The 18,155-nt window shown below is 57.3% G+C and carries 13 protein-coding genes; all 13 read left to right on the forward strand.

From position 1 onward, the window contains the following. Positions 1–20: 20 nt before the first annotated feature. Positions 21–2,042, forward strand: coding sequence for a phage tail sheath C-terminal domain-containing protein (locus WJU16_RS17495; protein ID WP_341834746.1), 2,022 nt, complete (start codon positions 21–23; stop codon positions 2,040–2,042). A gap of 31 nt (positions 2,043–2,073) precedes the next feature. Further along, positions 2,074–2,505, forward strand: coding sequence for a phage tail protein (locus WJU16_RS17500; RefSeq protein WP_126247623.1), 432 nt, complete (start codon positions 2,074–2,076; stop codon positions 2,503–2,505). 3 nt (positions 2,506–2,508) lie between these two features. Then, positions 2,509–3,021 (forward strand): phage tail protein, encoded by a 513-nt coding sequence (locus WJU16_RS17505; protein WP_341834747.1) that lies wholly within the window; start codon positions 2,509–2,511, stop codon positions 3,019–3,021. A gap of 14 nt (positions 3,022–3,035) precedes the next feature. Beyond that, positions 3,036–3,221, forward strand: a complete 186-nt coding sequence (locus tag WJU16_RS17510) for a DUF5908 family protein (RefSeq protein ID WP_341834748.1) — start codon at positions 3,036–3,038, stop codon at positions 3,219–3,221. Position 3,222: 1 nt separating this feature from the next. Then, on the forward strand, positions 3,223–3,999 hold the full coding sequence (locus WJU16_RS17515; RefSeq protein WP_341834749.1) for a hypothetical protein: 777 nt from the start codon (positions 3,223–3,225) through the stop codon (positions 3,997–3,999). Continuing rightward, positions 3,996–5,732, forward strand: coding sequence for a type VI secretion system tip protein VgrG (gene vgrG, locus WJU16_RS17520; RefSeq protein ID WP_341834750.1), 1,737 nt, complete (start codon positions 3,996–3,998; stop codon positions 5,730–5,732). The genes WJU16_RS17515 and vgrG overlap by 4 nt, the downstream gene beginning before the upstream one ends. Before the next feature lie 5 nt (positions 5,733–5,737). Next, positions 5,738–6,028 (forward strand): PAAR domain-containing protein, encoded by a 291-nt coding sequence (locus WJU16_RS17525; RefSeq protein ID WP_298715247.1) that lies wholly within the window; start codon positions 5,738–5,740, stop codon positions 6,026–6,028. Between the two features lie 95 nt (positions 6,029–6,123). Beyond that, complete coding sequence (locus WJU16_RS17530; RefSeq protein ID WP_341838672.1) at positions 6,124–6,447, forward strand: GPW/gp25 family protein; 324 nt, start codon at positions 6,124–6,126, stop codon at positions 6,445–6,447. Position 6,448: 1 nt separating this feature from the next. Further along, complete coding sequence (locus tag WJU16_RS17535) at positions 6,449–9,718, forward strand: baseplate J/gp47 family protein (protein ID WP_341834751.1); 3,270 nt, start codon at positions 6,449–6,451, stop codon at positions 9,716–9,718. Between the two features lie 18 nt (positions 9,719–9,736). Beyond that, the gene (locus WJU16_RS17540) at positions 9,737–10,813 is read left to right on the forward strand and encodes a tail fiber domain-containing protein (RefSeq protein WP_341834752.1); all 1,077 of its coding nucleotides are present in this window, start codon (positions 9,737–9,739) and stop codon (positions 10,811–10,813) included. Positions 10,814–10,816: 3 nt separating this feature from the next. After that, a complete protein-coding gene (locus tag WJU16_RS17545) occupies positions 10,817–14,143 on the forward strand; it encodes a hypothetical protein (protein ID WP_341834753.1) in 3,327 nt (1,108 codons plus the stop codon). Then, a complete protein-coding gene (locus WJU16_RS17550) occupies positions 14,136–15,734 on the forward strand; it encodes a contractile injection system tape measure protein (protein WP_341834754.1) in 1,599 nt (532 codons plus the stop codon). Before WJU16_RS17545 ends, WJU16_RS17550 begins: the two co-directional genes overlap by 8 nt. A 23-nt stretch (positions 15,735–15,757) precedes the next feature. Further along, positions 15,758–18,082, forward strand: a complete 2,325-nt coding sequence (locus tag WJU16_RS17555; RefSeq protein WP_341834755.1) for a VWA domain-containing protein — start codon at positions 15,758–15,760, stop codon at positions 18,080–18,082. The last annotated feature ends 73 nt before the right edge of the window (positions 18,083–18,155 follow it).

Consider the following 18,155-nt stretch of genomic DNA (forward strand, 5'->3'; position numbering starts at 1 on the left):
TCTGTTAATCTTGAACGGATATGGATTATAAAACCCCAGGCGTATTCGTCGAAGAGCTTTCACTGATACCGCCTTCCGTAGCGCCGGTAGCCACCGCCATCCCGGCGTTTATCGGACATACCGCCCGCGTTGCGGACCCCGAAGGGAAAACACTCATCAACCGGCCTGTCCGCATCACGTCCATGCTGGAGTTCACGTCTCTGTACGGCGGCGCCTACACGCCGGCAACCGTTACCGTGAAGCTCGACGCGCAGAACAACATCACGGAAGTGACGCCGGTGAACGGCCGGAAGTTTTTCCTGTTCGATGCTTTGCAACATTTCTTCGATAACGGCGGCGGCCCCTGCTACATCGTTTCCGTGGGTAACTTCACCACCGATGTGACGCTCGGCAACGCCACCACAGGGCTCCTGGGCGGACTGGCGGCTGTTTCCCGGGAAGATGAGCCCACTATCATCTGCGCTCCTGATACCGGGGCGCTGAAGGAAGGCGACGGAACGCCCGATTTCGTCAACGCCGGCAATTTCAACCAGGCCGCCATCCAGCAATGCGCCAAACTGCAGGACCGCTTCGCGGTACTCGACGTCCCCGGTGGGCATCTCGCGTTGAACCACGCGGAGAATCCCATCCTGAATTTTCGCAACGGCGTGGGTAACCAGGAGCTGAAGTATGCCGCTGCGTATTATCCCTGGTTGCAATCGTCGTATCCGAAAACACTGCATTTTTCGCAGCTGGCTTTCATCGACAATGCCAACGCCGCCATTCCGCCGGCTACCATCAATAACATCATTCCCGATCTGAGCGCCATGGTCACCAGCCTGCGCGACCGGCTGGCGGAAGAAGCCCGGGTGTTCTCGAAGGTACCTGCGCCGGTGCTCAATCGCAGCAATTACAACCCCATCAGCGCACACCTGGAAACGCTCCGGCTGGCAGTGAACACAGCTGCCAACGTGGCCAACGCCCGCACGGCTTTTGTTCCCCTGATCAATTTCGTGCGCAGCGTAGCCCTGGCCGCCCGCCGGGTGGAAATGGATGCCGGCAATACACCCGACATGATCCAGGCGCTGAATAAACTCAAGGCCAACATCGATCTGCGCCAGCAACTCATCAGCCTGGTAGCCTTCGAAAAGAATGCCGCAGTGCTCGGGGCTTTCCCGGCTCCTCCACGTACCGAAGCGATGGTGCATGCGGATTATGCCGATATCAACACTACCGATTGGATCGCCGGTGCGAACGTCACCACCATCCAGCCGGAAATGAATCCTTACACGGGCCCTACACCGCTCGCTACCGTGCAAAACGTGGCCAATGCCGTAACGCTGCACAAAGCGTTCGGGAAAGTGGCCGATGCGTTTATGACCATTTTGCAGGATGCGATCAACCGCACCGACAATGCGGAAACGCTGCTGTTCGCTAAACATCCTTTCTTTAAAGGCGTGGTGGACCGGGTGAAATTTGAAATGAGCCTCCTCCCGCCATCGGGCGCCGTGGCCGGCGTTTACGCCACCACCGACCGTACCCGCGGCGTGTGGAAAGCACCCGCTAATATGAGCCTCCGCAGCGTGGTGGCGCCCGCCGTTAAACTGAACGACCAGGAGCAAAGCGGCCTCAACGTCGACGAAAACGGAAAGAGCATCAATGCCATCAGGGCGTTTACCGGCAAAGGCATCCTCGTCTGGGGCGCGCGCACGTTGTCGGGCAACGACAACGAATGGCGTTATGTGAACGTTCGCCGTTTCTTCACTTTCGTGGAAGAGTCGACGAAAAAAGCCTCCGAACCGTTCGTGTTCGAAAATAACGACGCCAATACCTGGGTGCGCGTCCGCGCCATGCTCGAAAACTTCCTGACGCTGCAATGGCGGCAGGGCGCGCTGGCAGGAGCAACTACCAAACAGGCGTTTTACGTGAAAGTGGGCCTTGGCGAAACGATGACCGCGCAAGACATACTGGAAGGCCGCCTGATCGTGGAGATCGGTATGGCCGCCGTTCGTCCTGCTGAATTCATCGTGCTGAGATTCAGCCACAAAATGCAGGAATCCTGATTCAATCATCCATTCAATAAAAAAATGAGTTATGGCGAATTATCCGCTTCCCAAATTCCACTTCCAGGTTGAATGGGGTGGTGCAAACATCGGGTTCACCGAAGTGTCCGGCCTTGATGTACAGATCGACCCGATCGAATACCGCGATGGTGCAAGCCCGGAATATGTGAAGACCAAAATGCCGGGCATGGTCAAATACAGCAACATCACCATGAAACGCGGCACATTCAAGGGCGACAACCAGTTCTACGACTGGTGGAACACCGTAGCGCTCAATACGATCGAGCGCCGTAACGTGACCATCAGCCTGCTGAACGAAAACCATGAGCCCGTGGTGGTGTGGAAGGTCAAAAATGCCTGGCCCATCAAGGTGCAAAGCTCCGACCTCAAATCGGACGGCAACGAAGTCGCCATCGAGTCGATCGAACTGGCGCATGAAGGTCTGGTGATCCAAAACGAATAGCATATGTCTGCCTTTGACACCCCGCAGGTCGGTTTTCATTTTCTCGTTCTCTTCGAGATTCTCCCGCAGTTCCCGCAAGACGTCCGTTTCCAGGAAGTGTCGGGGCTCACGGTGGACCTGGAAATGGAAACCGTAGCCGAAGGCGGCGAGCACCGCTTCGTACATAACCTGCCCGTTCGCTCGAAATATGGCGACGTCACGCTGAAGCGCGGCAAGATGCTCGGTTCCGGCGTGCTCCACTGGGCGCGGCAGGCGCTCGACGAATTCCGGTTCAAGCCCAGCAACGTCCTCATTTCACTGATGAACGCTGATCATGTACCCTTGTACAACTGGTACCTCATCAACGCCATTCCCAAGAAACTCGAAGTGAGCAGCTTCAACGCCGGCAACAACGAGATCGTGGTGGAAACGCTGGTGCTCTCTTACCAGTACTTCAAGTATTACGATCCCATCAGCGTAGGGCTGGATGCCGCAGCTGGTCTCACCGCTTCGCTGGACATCAACATCGGGATTTAATAAAACTTCCGCATATGCCCATAGAAATCAGGGAACTCGTGATCCGCGCCAGGGTGGAAGAACCCGCGGCACAGCAGTCCGGCCCCGCCGGATCCGCCGCCGGTGCAGGGAACGCCCCGCCTCAGCAAGACATCCAGCAGATCGTAGCCATCTGCACCGAAGAGGTCATGAAATTATTGAAGAAACAAAACGATCGTTAACATGCTCGAATCCGTATTTGGCGGCGGAAAGCTCGAAAAGATGATCATCCGCGCCTTCAAACCCGTTTCCAAAAAGAAGGAAAAGCCCGTGCTCAGCGACGCGGAAGGGGATAAATACATGGTGCAGGTGAACCCGGATAATTACGCGATCAATTACCGCGTCAATTACAATCGCCGGCCCGCACCGGGCAACTCCGGGTCTGTGGCGCGTTACACCCACTCTTCACCGCCGGGACTGGAATTCACGTTCCTCTTCGACGGCACGGGCGTGGTGCCGAAACCCGCCGGTCCGCTCGACAATGTACCCATCGCGGGCGCCATCGCCGACCTCATCAGCGGCGGCGACGAATACGACGTGATGACCGAACTGCAGAAATTCGCCAAAGTGGTGTACCTCTTCGAAGGAAAGGAACACCGGCCCCGGCGCGTACAGCTCAACTGGGGTAAACTGGTGTTCACGGGCGTGTTAAGTACGCTGTCGATCACCTACAAACTCTTCAAGCCCGACGGTACGCCACTGCGCGCCGAAGCGCGGGCAGGGTTCGAAGGATCAATCGAAGATATGTTGCGGGAGAAGGTGGAAGATAAAAGTTCGCCGGACCTCACACACGTTCGCCAGGTGATCGCGGGAGACAATATCCAGCTGATGTGCAACGACATTTACGGCGCGCCGGATCATTACATTGAAGTGGCGCGGGCGAATAAAATGTACAATTTCCGCAGGTTGAAAGAAGGCTCCGAAGTTTTCTTCCCGCCTGTCAAACCCCAACCCAAATGAGCGACGAGGAATTACTGCCGATAGAACAGGAAACGAGCCTGGTGACGTTCACGGTGAAAGTGAACGGTGAGCCCGTTACCGGCGAAACGCCCGTCCTTTCCGTCACGGTCTGGAACGAAGCGAACCGCATCGCGGGCGCGCACCTGATCGTGTCTGACGGGGATGCGGCAATGGCAGACTGGCCCGTGAGCGCCGGGGAGCTTTTCCTGCCCGGCAATGAGATCGAGATTTTGGTGGGGTATCATAGTATGGAAGAATCGATTTTTACTGGTATCGTTACTTCGCACGCACTGAAATTGCGCCAGCATACTTCGGAGCTGCAGGTGGAATGCCGGCATAAAAGTTCGCTCCTGGCCATCGGCCGGAAGAGCGCATTATTCAAGGATCAGAAAGACAGCGAGATCGCCGCCACCATCCTCGATGCGGAAGAACTGACAGGGCAGGTCGAAGACACGCCGGTTACGCATGCCGAGATGGTGCAGTACAACGCCTCCGACTGGGATTTCCTCATCACCCGGCTCGATGCGATCGGTTTCGTGGCCGTGACGAACGCAGACAAGATCGATATCATCAAACCCGTCGTGGAATCCGAAGGAGCGGCCACGCTTCGTTTCGGAACCAATCTCCTGGAATTCGACGGCGAGATCGACGGTAGCCTGCAATACGGCAGTGTTAAAGCGCAAAGCTGGGACCCTGCTTCGCAGGCGCTCCTGGAAGCCGAATCCGCCGAACCGGAATGGACCACACCCGGCGACCTTACCGCATCCGAAATGGGATTGCCGTTGGTGACGTTACGCCAGCCAGCAGGACTGAAAGAAGAAGAAGTGCAGCAATGGGCGGATGCGACGGTGCTGCGCAGCCGGATGTCTTTCCTCTGCGGAAGGGCGCAGGTACAGGGGTTTCACCAGGCAGTGCCGGGCATCACCGTCGCCATCGAAGGGATGGGCGCGCGGATGAATGGAATGTCGTGGGTGAGCGGCGTGCGGCACGAGATCAGCGCCGGCAACTGGACGGTGGATCTGCAACTGGGTTTGTCGGCAAAACAACACGCAGATAAGTTTCCCGTTTCGGCGAAGCCCGCGGGCGCCCTGGTGCCTGGGATCAACGGTCTGCACACCGGCATCGTCAAAGCCCTGGAAGGCGACCCCGACAGCGAGGGGCGCGTCCTGCTGCAAATACCTTCCATCGACACAGGCGACGACGGCGTTTGGGCACGTGTTTGCACACTCGATGCGGGCGACGGCCGCGGCAGCTTCTTCCTCCCCGAAGTGGAAGACGAAGTGCTGGTGGGTTTCCTGGACGACGACCCCCGTTACCCCGTGGTGCTCGGCGGGCTGCATAGCAGCGCAAAGGCCGCACCCCTCGAACTCAAAGACGACAACCACGAAAAAGGATTCTTTACCCGCAGCGGTATGCGCGTCCTTTTCAACGACGATAAAAAGACCCTCGTCATCGATACGCCCGGCGGCAATAAAGTGTCGCTCGACGAAGATGCGGGCGAAATCACGATACAGGATCAGAACAATAACAAAATCGTTATGTCCTCCGACGGTATCACGATCGAAAGCGCGAAAGACCTGGTGATGAAGGCTTCCGGAAGTATCAAGATGGAAAGCTCCACGGGGCTGGAAGCCAAAGCCGGAACGCAGTTCAAGGCGGAAGGCTCGGCGGGGATGGAGATCAGTTCCAGCGCCAATACCGTAATCAAGGGAGCGATTGTACAGATAAACTGATAATTATGTCAATGGCCGCAAGAGTGGGCGACATGCATGTTTGCCCGATGGTAACCGGAACGGTGCCGCATGTCGGCGGTCCGGCCCTGCCGCCCGGAGGGGCTACCGTCATGATCGGCGGGATGCCCGCGCTGCGGGTGGGCGATATGTGCACGTGTACTGGTCCGCCGGATGCCGTGGTGAAGGGCTCCGCGACGGTGATGATCGGCGGGATGCCCGCGGCAAGGATGGGAGACAGTACGGCGCACGGCGGTTCCATCATTATCGGATGCCCCACCGTCATGATCGGCGGTTAACGTTTAAAAAGATTTGTTATGCCCCAGGAAAACGCATTTCTCGGAAGAGGCTGGAGCTTCCGCCCAGCTTTTCGAAACTCGAAAAGGAGGTGAAGATGTTCGACGCGGAAGCCGACATCGAAAGTTGCATCGCCATTATTCTTTCCACGGAACTGGGAGAACGCGTGATGCAGCCATCTTTCGGCTGGAAACGGGACCGCTGGATCTTCGAATCCCTCGGCACTACCACCGCCACGGCCATCCAGTCGGAAATAGAAACCGCCCTGGTCGTTTACGAGCCCCGCATCAAACTGAACAGCGTAAAGCTGCGGCAAGACCCCGCGGAAGCGGGAAAGGTGACGATACTGGTGGATTATGTGATCCGCAGTACCAATGCGCGCCACAACCTTGTTTACCCCTTCTATCTAACCGAAAAGTAACATGAGCGCTTCTGCACATATTTTGCAATACCTGCTGTCGGCCGACGGGCTGAACCAGGGCAGCCGTTCCCAGCCCGCGCTGGACCCGGCGGCGCTCCCGCTCGACGGGCGCACCCTGTCAGACCTCGCTTCCTTCATCCACAAGCTGGCGGCGCAGGTGCGGTATTACGACGAGCAGCGCAACCCGGCCGGCGACTGGCAGGCTTTCTTCGATCAGATCGCGGGGGCGGGCGAAGCGCAATTGCAGGCGATGCTTGCCGGGCCGGGGAATCTTTCTCCCCACCTCGCTTTGCTGATGGCATACTTCAAAGCCTTCACCATCGTGCGTAACGATGTGAACCAACTCACCAAGAAACGGCTGGATTATTATTACGAAGAAGTGTTGCGCCTCCGCCGGACCACCGCGCAGCCCGATAAAGTGCATGTGCTGTTCGAACCGTCTAAATTCGCGAAACCCCTGGTCCTGAAAGCCGGCACGGAACTGGACGCGGGCAAGGCAGCCAACGGGAAAGTTTTGCACTATGCGCTCGACAGCGAGCTGGTGGTGACGCAGGCGAAGATCGGCGGTCTCCGCAGCAGTTTCCGGGATGTCAACACCGGTGGAAAAAGTATACTGTTCCGTGCGATGGATGCGGCCCAGGTGCGCATCGGCACCCGTACCGCCTGGCGCCCGCTGGGCACCAAGCAATTGCCCATCCCGGAAGACAGCGGACTTATGGAAACCGCTACGCTCGGCTGGGCCGTGGCTTCTCCTAACCTGTTCCTGTCGGAAGGTTTGCGTTCCGTTAGACTGTTTATCCGCATGAAGGCGCCCGTCATCACGACTGCGCTGACGATCACGCCGCACCTCAAAGTGGCGCTGACCACGGAAAAGGGTTGGCAGGAAACGGAGTTTACCTTCAACGCGGCCCTTAATCCTAAATTGCCGCAACTGCCCGATGCAAGCAATGAAGTGACGCTGGAAGTGAATGTCGCCATTCCGGAAGTGCTGCCTGCCATCACCGCGTACAACGAAAAAGCGCATAAAGGCGCTTTCCTGACGCAGTGGCCGGTGATGAAAGTCAGCCTGGAGCCGCAAAGTTATCTCATCGAGCAGCTGAGCGCTTTTGAGGTGATAGATATTACGCTGGAAGTAGGAGCGCAGGGCATGAAGAAACTCGTGTTGCAGAACGACCAGGCGCTGCAGGCGGCAGACAAGCCCGTTTCGCCGTTTACCAGTCAGCCCCGGATCGGTTCGTCTTTTTACATCGGCCATCAGGAAGCGTTCAGCAAAACGCTGAAGTCGATGAAGTTCATGCTGGAATGGCAGGATCCGCCGGTGGATTTCAATGAATATTACGACGGCTACGGTAATCCCAACATACAAAACGGCGTGTTCAGGGCGGATCTTTTTATGCTGAACAACCGCAACTGGAATACCAAACTGCTGCCGAATGCGCTGTTGTTCGTGGGTAATAACACCCAGGCGCCCGCGCCCGTCAATGTCATCGAAAGCAATTTCAATAATCAGACCGCCGCGCAGCCTTACCGCCGCAATCCCTCGCTGGTATTGGGCGACGGTTTCACGCACGACGTGAACCAGGGCTTTGTGAAGTTATCGCTCAGCACGCCTACAGCGGCGGAGCTGGGATTTATGCCCGTGGAAGAGCCTTTCGAAGCATTCGGGCACAAAACTTACCCCGTAGCCTACACGAAACGGGTGATCGCGATCTCCAAAACTACGGTGGGCACGCCGCCTACGTTACCCAAGCCGCCTTATACGCCGGTGCTCAAGAGCGTGACGATGGATTATACGGCCCGGGATACTTTCCGGCCGGACGCGCCCAACGGCATCGACCAGTTCTTTTTACAGGATGTGTTCGGTCCTGCCGAGCCCCCGGCCAACATGCCCTCGGCTTTGCTCGCGGAACATCCGGGCGGAGGGGCTTTGTACATTGGTCTCGAAGGCGCGGAAGCGCCGCAAACCGTGTCGATGCTCTTCCAGATCGAAGAAGGCAGCCTGGAAAGCGGAACGCTCCTGCGCAGCACCGATCTGCACTGGAGTTATCTTTCCGGCAGCGAGTGGCGGCCCATCCTCGGAACGGATGTGCTCGAAGAAAGCACCAACGGGTTGCAGCGCCCGGGGATCGTGCGGCTGAACCTCGGGGCAGACGCGAGTATTGCTCACAGCCGGATGCCCGCGGGCATGCGCTGGCTGCGGCTGCATGTAACCGATAATCCCGGCGGAGCGGCGTCCGTGAAGGAAATTTTTACCCAGGCCGCCACGGCTACGTTGCTGTTGCCGGATACGGGCAGCGAAGGATATGAAACGCATCTGGCCGCGCCATTGCCTGCCGGTACCATCAGCAAACTGGTGAAGAAAATACCTTCGCTGAAGAAAGTGACGCAGCCATTTGCTTCATTTGAAGGGCAACGGCCCGAATCGGATACTTCATTCTACCGCCGCGTCAGCGAAAGGTTGCGGCATAAAAACCGCGCGGTGTCTACCGAAGATTTCGAGCGGATGCTGCTGGAATATTTCCCCGGCATTTATAAAGTGAAATGCATTCCGCACAATACGCGCGATAGCTGGATGCAGCCCGGCCAGGTGCGGATGGTAGTGGTGCCCGACTGGCGGAAACGCCCGACCGGAGACCCGCTCCAACCGAAAGCCAACCTGCACCAGTTGCGGGAAATGGGGGATTTCCTCACGGGAGCGTTCACCTCGCCGTTCGTTAAACTGCAAATCGATAACCCCACTTACGAAACCCTGCTGATCGATTGCCAGGTCAGCTTCAACCCCGGGTTCGATCCCGGATATTACGGCCAGGTGCTGGAAGAAGACCTGAAAAGATTCCTCAGCCCCTGGGCCTACCAGGAAGGACAGGACATCGTGTTCGGCGGTAAACTGCATGCCTCGGAAATTCAATCTTTTATCGAGGGACGGGATTATGTGAATTACATCGTCGACTTCGCACTGTACCACCGCCACAATACCGAACTGGGCGGCGGGATCGGCGAAATGAAGATCGGGACGGACTTTATCGTGGGTACAAGCCCCGAGCCGGCCATCGCATCTTCCGACAGTTTATTCACAGGCAAAGCCATCGGCGTCGATTTCGTGATCGGGGAGCCGGTGGATGTAGCCTCGGCTACGCGCCCCGATGCCATACTGGTTTCCAACGGCAACCACCGCATCACGGCGTTGCCCGACGGGGCCATTACCTGCACCGGGTTGCAGGATGGTATCGGTCAAATGGTCATCGGACTCGATTTCATCATTTTTTCTTAATCCTAAAAAACTTGCAACATGGCAGAACGCAGCAAAGCCCATTTGAGACAGGAATTCCGGGACGGCGAACGTCCTACGGGCAAAGATTTCGAAGACCTGATCGATTCATTCGTCAGCAAAGTCGACGACCAGGTGACGGTGGACGCCGTTACCCATAACCTCAATGTTCCCGGCGGCATCAACCTGGCTGATACGGCGCAGGGCAAAGCCGGAACGCTCCGTTTCAACGGCGGCCAGGTGCAGGTGCACGACGGCGCTGCCTGGGGAGCGGTAAGCGGCGACAGTGGCGCTTTCCAGCCGATAGGCAACAGCACTAACGTCGGGTATAGCCTCGGCAACGTAGGGATCAATATCGGCAACAACACTCCGCTCGCCCGGCTGGATGTGCGCTTCAACACAGTGGCGCCCACCGCTATCGATATGGCGCGTTTCGGTAACGCCGCGGCGGCCAATGGTGGTGCGGGCTTTACCGATTCCGCAGTGTTCGGCCACGCCACCCATGTAGCCCAGTTAAACAATTACGCGCTCCGTCAAAACCCGGCCGGCGACGTATCCATCAATACCGCCGCAGGCCAGCCGATGTCCTTTACCCAGGGGCGCCTTGCCAATCGCATGACGATTCACGGGCCAACAGGCGTCGTGCTCATCAATACCAACGCCCCCATCGCAGGTAGCACCACCGACGGCACGGTCAATTCGCATTGGCTGCAGGTGGCAGGCAATGCGTGCAAGACAGCTGGCGGCGCTTCCTGGCAATTGCTTTCCGACTACAGGGCGAAGCAGGATATCAGGGATTTTGAAGACGGACTGGAAAAACTGATGAAAGTACGCCCCGTCCGTTACCGCTACAACGGCAAATACAATACCTCCTCCGATCAGGAAGAATTCGGCGTGATCGGCCAGGAAATCCGTGAAATCTTCCCCTTCATGACTTCCACCGGGAAAGTCATCGACGAAAAAACCGGGATGGAAGAAGAAGTGCTCATGTACAATTCCAGCCCCTTGCTGTATGTGATGGTAAATGCCGTGCAGGAATTGGCCAACCGCGTACAGGATCTTGAAAAAAGGCTCGCGGCGCTCGAAGGAAAAAAATAACCCATGGAACCGATCATCCAAATACCCGCCGGTCCGCCGCCCATGAAAGGGCAGGACTTCAACCTCCTGCGGGCGGAAGGGCTTACCGTGCTGCAGGCCGCCGCAGGCGCCAGCTGGACGAACCACAACCTCAGCGATCCAGGCATCACGCTGCTGGAAGCCTGTTGCTACGCGCTCACGGAAGTGGGCCTCAAGGCAGGAATTCCCATGCGCGACCTCCTGGCCAGCGATGCCGGCGGCATGCCGCAGGAAAGTCCGACACCAGGCGTGGTGCTGCCGATGGCGCCGCTTACGGCCAGCGATTTCCGGAAATCCCTCATCGACCATCCCCTCGTGCGGAATGCGTGGGTTTTCCCCATGGATGCGACGTATGGCGGGCAGTTGAAAGTGCTGCTTGAATTCGAAGACAAACAGCTCAATAACAATACCTTCAACGTACAGCTGAACGTAGACGTCAGTACGCCGCCGGATCCACCGTTGCTGGTAAACATTTCCGCAGACATCGCGCTCCCGTTCTGGGACGAGTCCGCGGCACGGGCTTTCAGTACCGACGTGCAACTGCAAACCGTCACCTTCCAGGACCTGGGAGGCGGCAACAACTGGGCGCTGATCGAAAATTCCACTTCTTACCTCGCGCGCATCTCCGTGCAATATCAGCCGCCTGCGGCCTCCATTACGGAGCTGGTAGTGGTGGCGCAGATAAATACGTCCCTGCAGGACCCCCTGCAGCAAACCCCCAAAGTACTGCAGGCGCTCCAGGCGCATATCGCTACCCTCGGCGATAACTCCCCGTTGGATACTTCGCTGCTCAAGGAATATAACCGATGGGTGATCTCAGCCGCAGCGGCGGTGCGCAGTGTGGAAATGTATATGCGCGGTTATCGCAATCTTTGTGAACGGTTCGCCATTTTTCAACCCGTGCGGTTGCAGGAAGTCGCCATTTCGGCAGGCATAGAAATCAATGCCGGCGTGGCGCCGGAAGAACTGCTCGCGTCCATTCTATTTAATATCGACCAGCATATCACACCGGTGGCAGTAATCCGGGGAATGTCGGAAATGGGGGATGACGTAGCGGTGGACAAATTGTTTGAAGGGCCGCCGCTGCACGGGGGATTCCTGCCAGATGAAACCCTCGTGGCCACCAATCTTCCTGAACGGATTTTTACTTCCGACATCCTGCGCATTATCCTCCGCCACCGCAACGCGGGCAACGAAGATGTGAACTTCCGCGAAGATGTGAACAGCCGCCGCATCGTATCAGTGAGAACCCTCGGGCTATCGCTGTACATCGACAACCGCATCGTTACCGACAGCGCCCGCGATACCCTTTGCCTTTCCAACAGTCAGCAACACATCCCGCATCTGAGCTATTCGAAATCACGGATCACCTTATTCCGGAACGGTATTCCTGTTCCGTACGACTGGGCGCAGGTGTTGCTGCGCGTTGCGCAATTAAAAGACGAATGGCTGAACGGGAGCCTCGGCACCGGCGACGATCTCGCGCTGCCCGCGGCGGAAAGCATTCCCGTTTCGGATTACTATCCCATCCAGGAAGACCTGCCGCTTGTGTACGGCGTGGGCTCCGCGGGATTACCGGAATCGGCGACAATCGCCAGAAGGGCGCAGGCGTTGCAATTGCAGGGGTATATGTTATTCTTTGAACAGCTGACGGCCGGTTTGACCAGCCAGCTCGGCAATCTCAATTCGTTTTTCTCCGCCAATCCCGATATAGACCGCACCATTTTCAACCAGGCCCTGCCGCAGTTGCCGCAGGCGAAGTTGCTGTTGGGTGAGGGGTATGAGAATGCACTCGGCACTTCGGCCGAAACGCCTTTGCAGTTCCAGCAGCGCAGGAACAGAGTGTTGAACCATTTGCTGTCCACGTTCGGCGAAAATATGAACGACACGGCGGGATATGCTTTCCACGAAGCGTTGCAGCCTGATGCGTCCACGCCTGTGTTGCTGCCCGATTTACTGACGTATCAGCAGGCGCAGATGGAAAAGGCTTCGTTGCAGCTTATCCGGGAGAAGTCAGCGTTTTATTACGCGTTGCCGGCGTTGAGCCGTCATCGTGCGCAATCCTTCGGCAACCCGGCATGGATGGAAAGCTGGCTGGTGGAAATTACGCTGGCGAACGGCGAGTACAACTGGACGATCCTGAACCCCGGCGGGCAGCCGATGTTGAGAGGGTATTTGAGCGAAGAGCTGCCGGATCATGCCCAGGCCCGTGAAACGGCCATGAAATCCATGTTACAGGCGGCCGCCGCCATGAGCCTCGGGCGTTATCCGGAAGGGTTTATTACCGGTTTCGACGGCGTGGAATTCTACCTGGAGCTCCGCGAGCATCCGGATGCACCGCCGTACGGGCGCTCTGTGGCAACGTACGCCGACGCGGCGGCGGTGAACCTGGGGCTTACGCAGATAACAGCTTTCATCCGCAGCCACTGGCAACGTTTCGCCATTACGCCGCTGGAAAGAAGGCTGAACCATCTGCTGGAAATCCCGGTGCAGGAAAAGCGCGCACTGCAGTCGATGCTCACGGATTACTTTGAAATATTCGACGAGCCGCCGCCGATCCAGAAGAAATTCAGGTTGTATGAAGGCGGTTCTTTTACTGGGGATGTGTTGCTGGTGAGCGACGCTGGTTACACCGGCGCTACCGATCCCGAAGCGCTGGCGGCCGTGGACGCGGGTATAGCGTTGCTGTTGAAGAAGGGTATGAAGATGGAAAATTTCCGGATCGTGCCCGAAGGGAATGCGTTCAGGGTGCAACTGATGCAGTCGGCCGGTACAGGGATCGCTTCCTCGCCGGGTACTTTTCCCACGCGGGAAGCCGCGAAGGTGGAAATCCGGCGCATCTGGCTGATGCTGAACCGGTTTTTCAGTGGGGAGGGAATGTATATCACAGAACATTTATTGCTCACGCCTTATGCGGATGCGGACCCTGCGTTGGTGGTCCCGGGAATGGACGATCCTTACTCGTTCCAGATCAGCGTGGTGTTCCCTTCCGGGTACGCGAGCGATTTCAGTGGCGGACCGTTGCAGGAAGTAATGCCCGCCAAATACAGGGATCCCGAGTTCCGCCGTTTCGCCGAGAAGCAGGTGCGCACGGCCTGCCCGGCGCACATCCTGCCGAGGATTTTCTGGGTGGACCGGGAATTGCCGGCAGCGCCCGCGGGTTCCCCCGGGCTCACGCGCTTCGAAGGATTATGGCACAGCTGGCAGAGCGACTGGCTGACCGACGAAACCGACGCCGCGCAGTTGCAGGGCGCAAGGAATGCGCTTGTACTTACTTTAAACGATATCATTGCCGCAGCGGAAAATGAGTAAGCTCCGTCATATGATCCACCGGCAGTTGTTCGAGCTGACGGCCCAAACCGGGCATCCGGCCTGGGAATGGGACCGTACAACCGCGGATTTCCATCACGACCTGCTGTTACCCGTGCTGGAAGCGTGTTTTCTCGAAGCCGGCAGGCAGGACGAGCACCTCGTCATCGACCGGTTGGAAATCGACCTGGGCGTGTTCGCAGGCAGGGAAAGTTTTTCGAAAGAAGCCGGTGGACGACTGCGCGAGCGCCTTGTGCCGGAGTTGCGGGCAAAGCGGCAGGAAGCTGCTGCGCGGGGAAGCATTATTCCATCCTCCGATAACCAACCTGACCCGGCTAATGGGTATGCTGTAAGAAATACAACATCCCGCCAGGAAGATCCGGCGACCGGATCAGGCGCAAAAAAGAAACGCCGGGAAATCCCTGCGGCGCTGATGGATACAGCGGAGGCCTCCCTGGCCGCGTACCTGTTTTTCCTGGCGGAAGGGCGCCTGCCCTGGTGGTTCGAACATCATGGAGAAGATTGTTTCGGGAAAGATTTTCAAGCGGGCCTGACGACTGCGGATCTGCAGCGAATCCTGAAAATAGTGGAGGAGAGGTTGGTGCAGGCAGGCAAAGATGAAATCATGGAATGGATGGGCCGTGCCGCCGGCATCCGATGCGTTATGTCGCTGGACGACGAATTATTAATCCGGATGGCGGTAGCAAAAGGATGGAATGAGGTAGCACTGAGGCGCGAATGGGAGATGTTGCAATCCCCCGCACAGCAGTTCCCTGCCTTCTTCCCCGCATTCCGGCAACGATACTGGATGCTGCGCCTGCACAGCCTTTTCGCAGGAGAACCGGCGTACTGGGAAGTCATCTTCCCGCCAAAGGCCACGCCCGTTCACCTGCTGGCTTTAGTGCATGGCGAAGCGCAAAAATCCGGCGATGCAATCTTGGCTGGCTATCTCGCATCGAAACTGGAAACATTGCCGCATCATGAAGAAACGACTTCTTCCCAAAAAGAAAATACCGTTCCGGCTGCTGTCAATATTTCGGGTAAAAGGAAAGATCGCGTGCATTCCGGCGATAATAAACAGTTGACAGCGGAAGAAGATGGCTTGTACGTGGAATCGGCGGGACTGGTGCTGCTGCATCCATTCCTGTCGGAGTTGTTCATCTCGGCCGGATTGCGGAAGAACGGCGAATGGGCGCCCCTCGGTCAACAAACCGCCGTGCGATTGCTGGGATACCTGTCCGATGGTGACGAAAACCTGCCCGAATACCGGCTGATATTTCAGAAAATATTGGCGGGCCTCTTGCCGGAAGAGCCCCTGGAAGCTATCGCGCCGCCTGCAGAAGAGCTGCTCGCATCCTGCAACGAACTGTTGGACGCGGTGCTCGGCCACTGGTCCGCACTGAAAGGCACCAGCCGCGACGGCCTCCGCGAAGGGTTCCTGCAGCGCCCAGCCATGTTGCGCATCGCTGATAACGGTATGCAGCTCGAAATGGAAAAACGCGCGCAGGACGTGCTCATCGGCCGGCTGCCCTGGAGCTGCTCGCTGGTACGCATGTCGTGGATGGAGCAACTGATCGCCGTGAACTGGATATAGAAATTTTTAAAAACACACATATCATGAAGACTCCCACTAACATTGTTTGGAAGTTGGCGGGGAACCTCCTCGGTTTCCTGCTGATGCTGATTCTCCCCAACCTGGCATTCAGCCAGTTTACCGTAAATATCGGGACCTCGCAAACCGTGACGATACCTGTCCAGCGTGTAGGCGTGGCCATTCCGCCCAATTCCATCACTATCGGCGTGGGCGGTGCCGTGGGCACGGTAAAATGGACCATCCAGAGCGGACCGACTTTAGATCCTCCCGATCCGGGCGAATTTGGTTTTAAGAAAGACGGATGGAAGGCAAAGTTCCCCGCGGAAGAAGGGCAATCCACTCCCGCTGCCGGCCTCATGTCGATAGAAGGGACGCCCGCCGTGCCGGGGGCTTTTGAAGTGAATATCCGCGTGCAGGACGATGGCGTGGCCGATCCGGACGTCAACGTCAATTCCGCGCAAATCAGGATCATTTTCGAAGCCGCCAACCCGCTCGACCTCGTGCTGGTACTCGACCGCTCCGGCAGTATGACCGAAAAAACGGGCGTGGAACCGACGTCGCCCACGCGCTGGAAAGCCCTGCAAGACGCTGTCGCCAACTTCACCAACATGTATAAGGAGCACGCCATCCCGGGCAGCCGCCTCGGCATCACTTACTTCCATACGGATGCTTCGCCGGCTTCGGCCTGCTGCGCCGTGCTGAAACCGGTAGACGCCGCGTTGCCGGGGATCGTAGCTTCCGAGCTGGGATCCGTGGGCACCGGAAATATGACGGCCATGGGTAAAGGGATGATCGACGCGGTCGCTAAATTGTCGACGCCCGGCAGCGCGCGTGGCATCCTTTTATTTACCGATGGGTTACAGAATATTCCACCCGATGTGCTGCTGAATGGTTCCGGTGTGCAGGGACAACCCGCTTTCCCGGCGGGACCTGGCGGCATCAAGATCGCCACGATCGGTATCGGCAGTCCGTCTTCAGATTACCATACTACCCTCATGAACCTCGCCAATAACAATCGCGGTAAATACAATACAACGCTGAATGGGTTTGACTATACGCCGCAACCCGGCGGCGACGATGATGGCGCGCTCAGCGTGGGCAGCGGTTTCACCCAGCAGTTTATCAACATGCTGTCGGAGTTCAGTCCGCAACTGGTGACCACCTCCGTTAAAATGGTATCCAGCGCCGGTCGGACCGAGCTGGCGAAATTCCCGTTAAACAAGGACGTTTCGAAGCTCGTGCTGGAATTCACCGGCAATATGAACTTCTCTTCCACCCAGCTGCCTTATTTACGCCAATTGATTGAAGTGCGGAAGAACGGGGTGAATGTTGCAGGCAGAGGGCGCCTGAGCTATGTGGGCAACTCCACGCGCAACTTCCTCATTGTCTTCGATTTTGGTGTGAATGACACGATGAAATCGCACGGTGATTGGGAAGTGGCTTATTTCGAGCCGGTGATCGGCGTCGCGGCCACGCATGCTGCCGCCAATGTGCCGAAATCCCTCCGCCTGGGGCTCAACGTATTGGCGGACGATCACTATGTGGATATCGCCAGCAGCTTCTCCCCCAAACAGCCCCGCGTGAAGCAGCAACTGAAGTTGTCGGTGGATCTCAAGCGTATGCAGCTCCCGCTGACCGGCGCCGTGGTGAAAGTAGCGGTAGTGCAACCCGGAGCAGATGCCGGCCATGTGCTGGCACTCAACGAACTGAAAGTGAAGCAAGACGCGGCGGATTCCACCAACCCCGGCGTGGAAAAATGGGAAGAACTGTTGAAAGATTCGACTTTCCGCAATCAATTCAAAGGCATCAGCAATATTATAACGCTGAACCATACGGCCAACGGCAAGTATGAAGGCACGGTAGATAGCCTGAACGTTGCCGGCGTGTACCAACTCGTTTATTACATTACCGCCGATACCGCTGTGATGGGCAAGCTGGAACGCACGTTCACGGAAGCCGTATATGTGGCTTTCGGTGAGGTGGACATGGCCGCGTCGAACGTGGTGACCTCCATCGTGAATGGTACGCTGGTAATGACGTTCAGGCCGATTACGACGTACGGGAGCTATGTGGGCCCCGCGCAAGGCAGCGCCTTCTCCGTATCCAATCCCAATATCACGATTCAAAGCGTGGTCGACAACCAGGACGGATCCTACACGATCACTTTCGGAGGTAAAATCGACGAAGCGACAAAGCTGGAAATATCTGGTATTGAAATCTACAGCGGCAAGCTGGAAGACGCAGGCAAGAAACCGGGATCGATGCTCGGTTTGCCTTCCTGGCTGATATGGCTGCTGCTGTTGCTGGTGATCATCATTCTGTTCCTGTTGCTGCGCAGAAAGAAATAGGAGGGAAAGCCGGCGCCTCCGCCAGCTCCCTTTTGTCACAGGAGGACTCATGAAGCCGCGCGTCGTTTTGTAC

It is taken from the genome of Chitinophaga pollutisoli, from assembly GCF_038396755.1.
Taxonomy (GTDB): domain Bacteria; phylum Bacteroidota; class Bacteroidia; order Chitinophagales; family Chitinophagaceae; genus Chitinophaga; species Chitinophaga pollutisoli.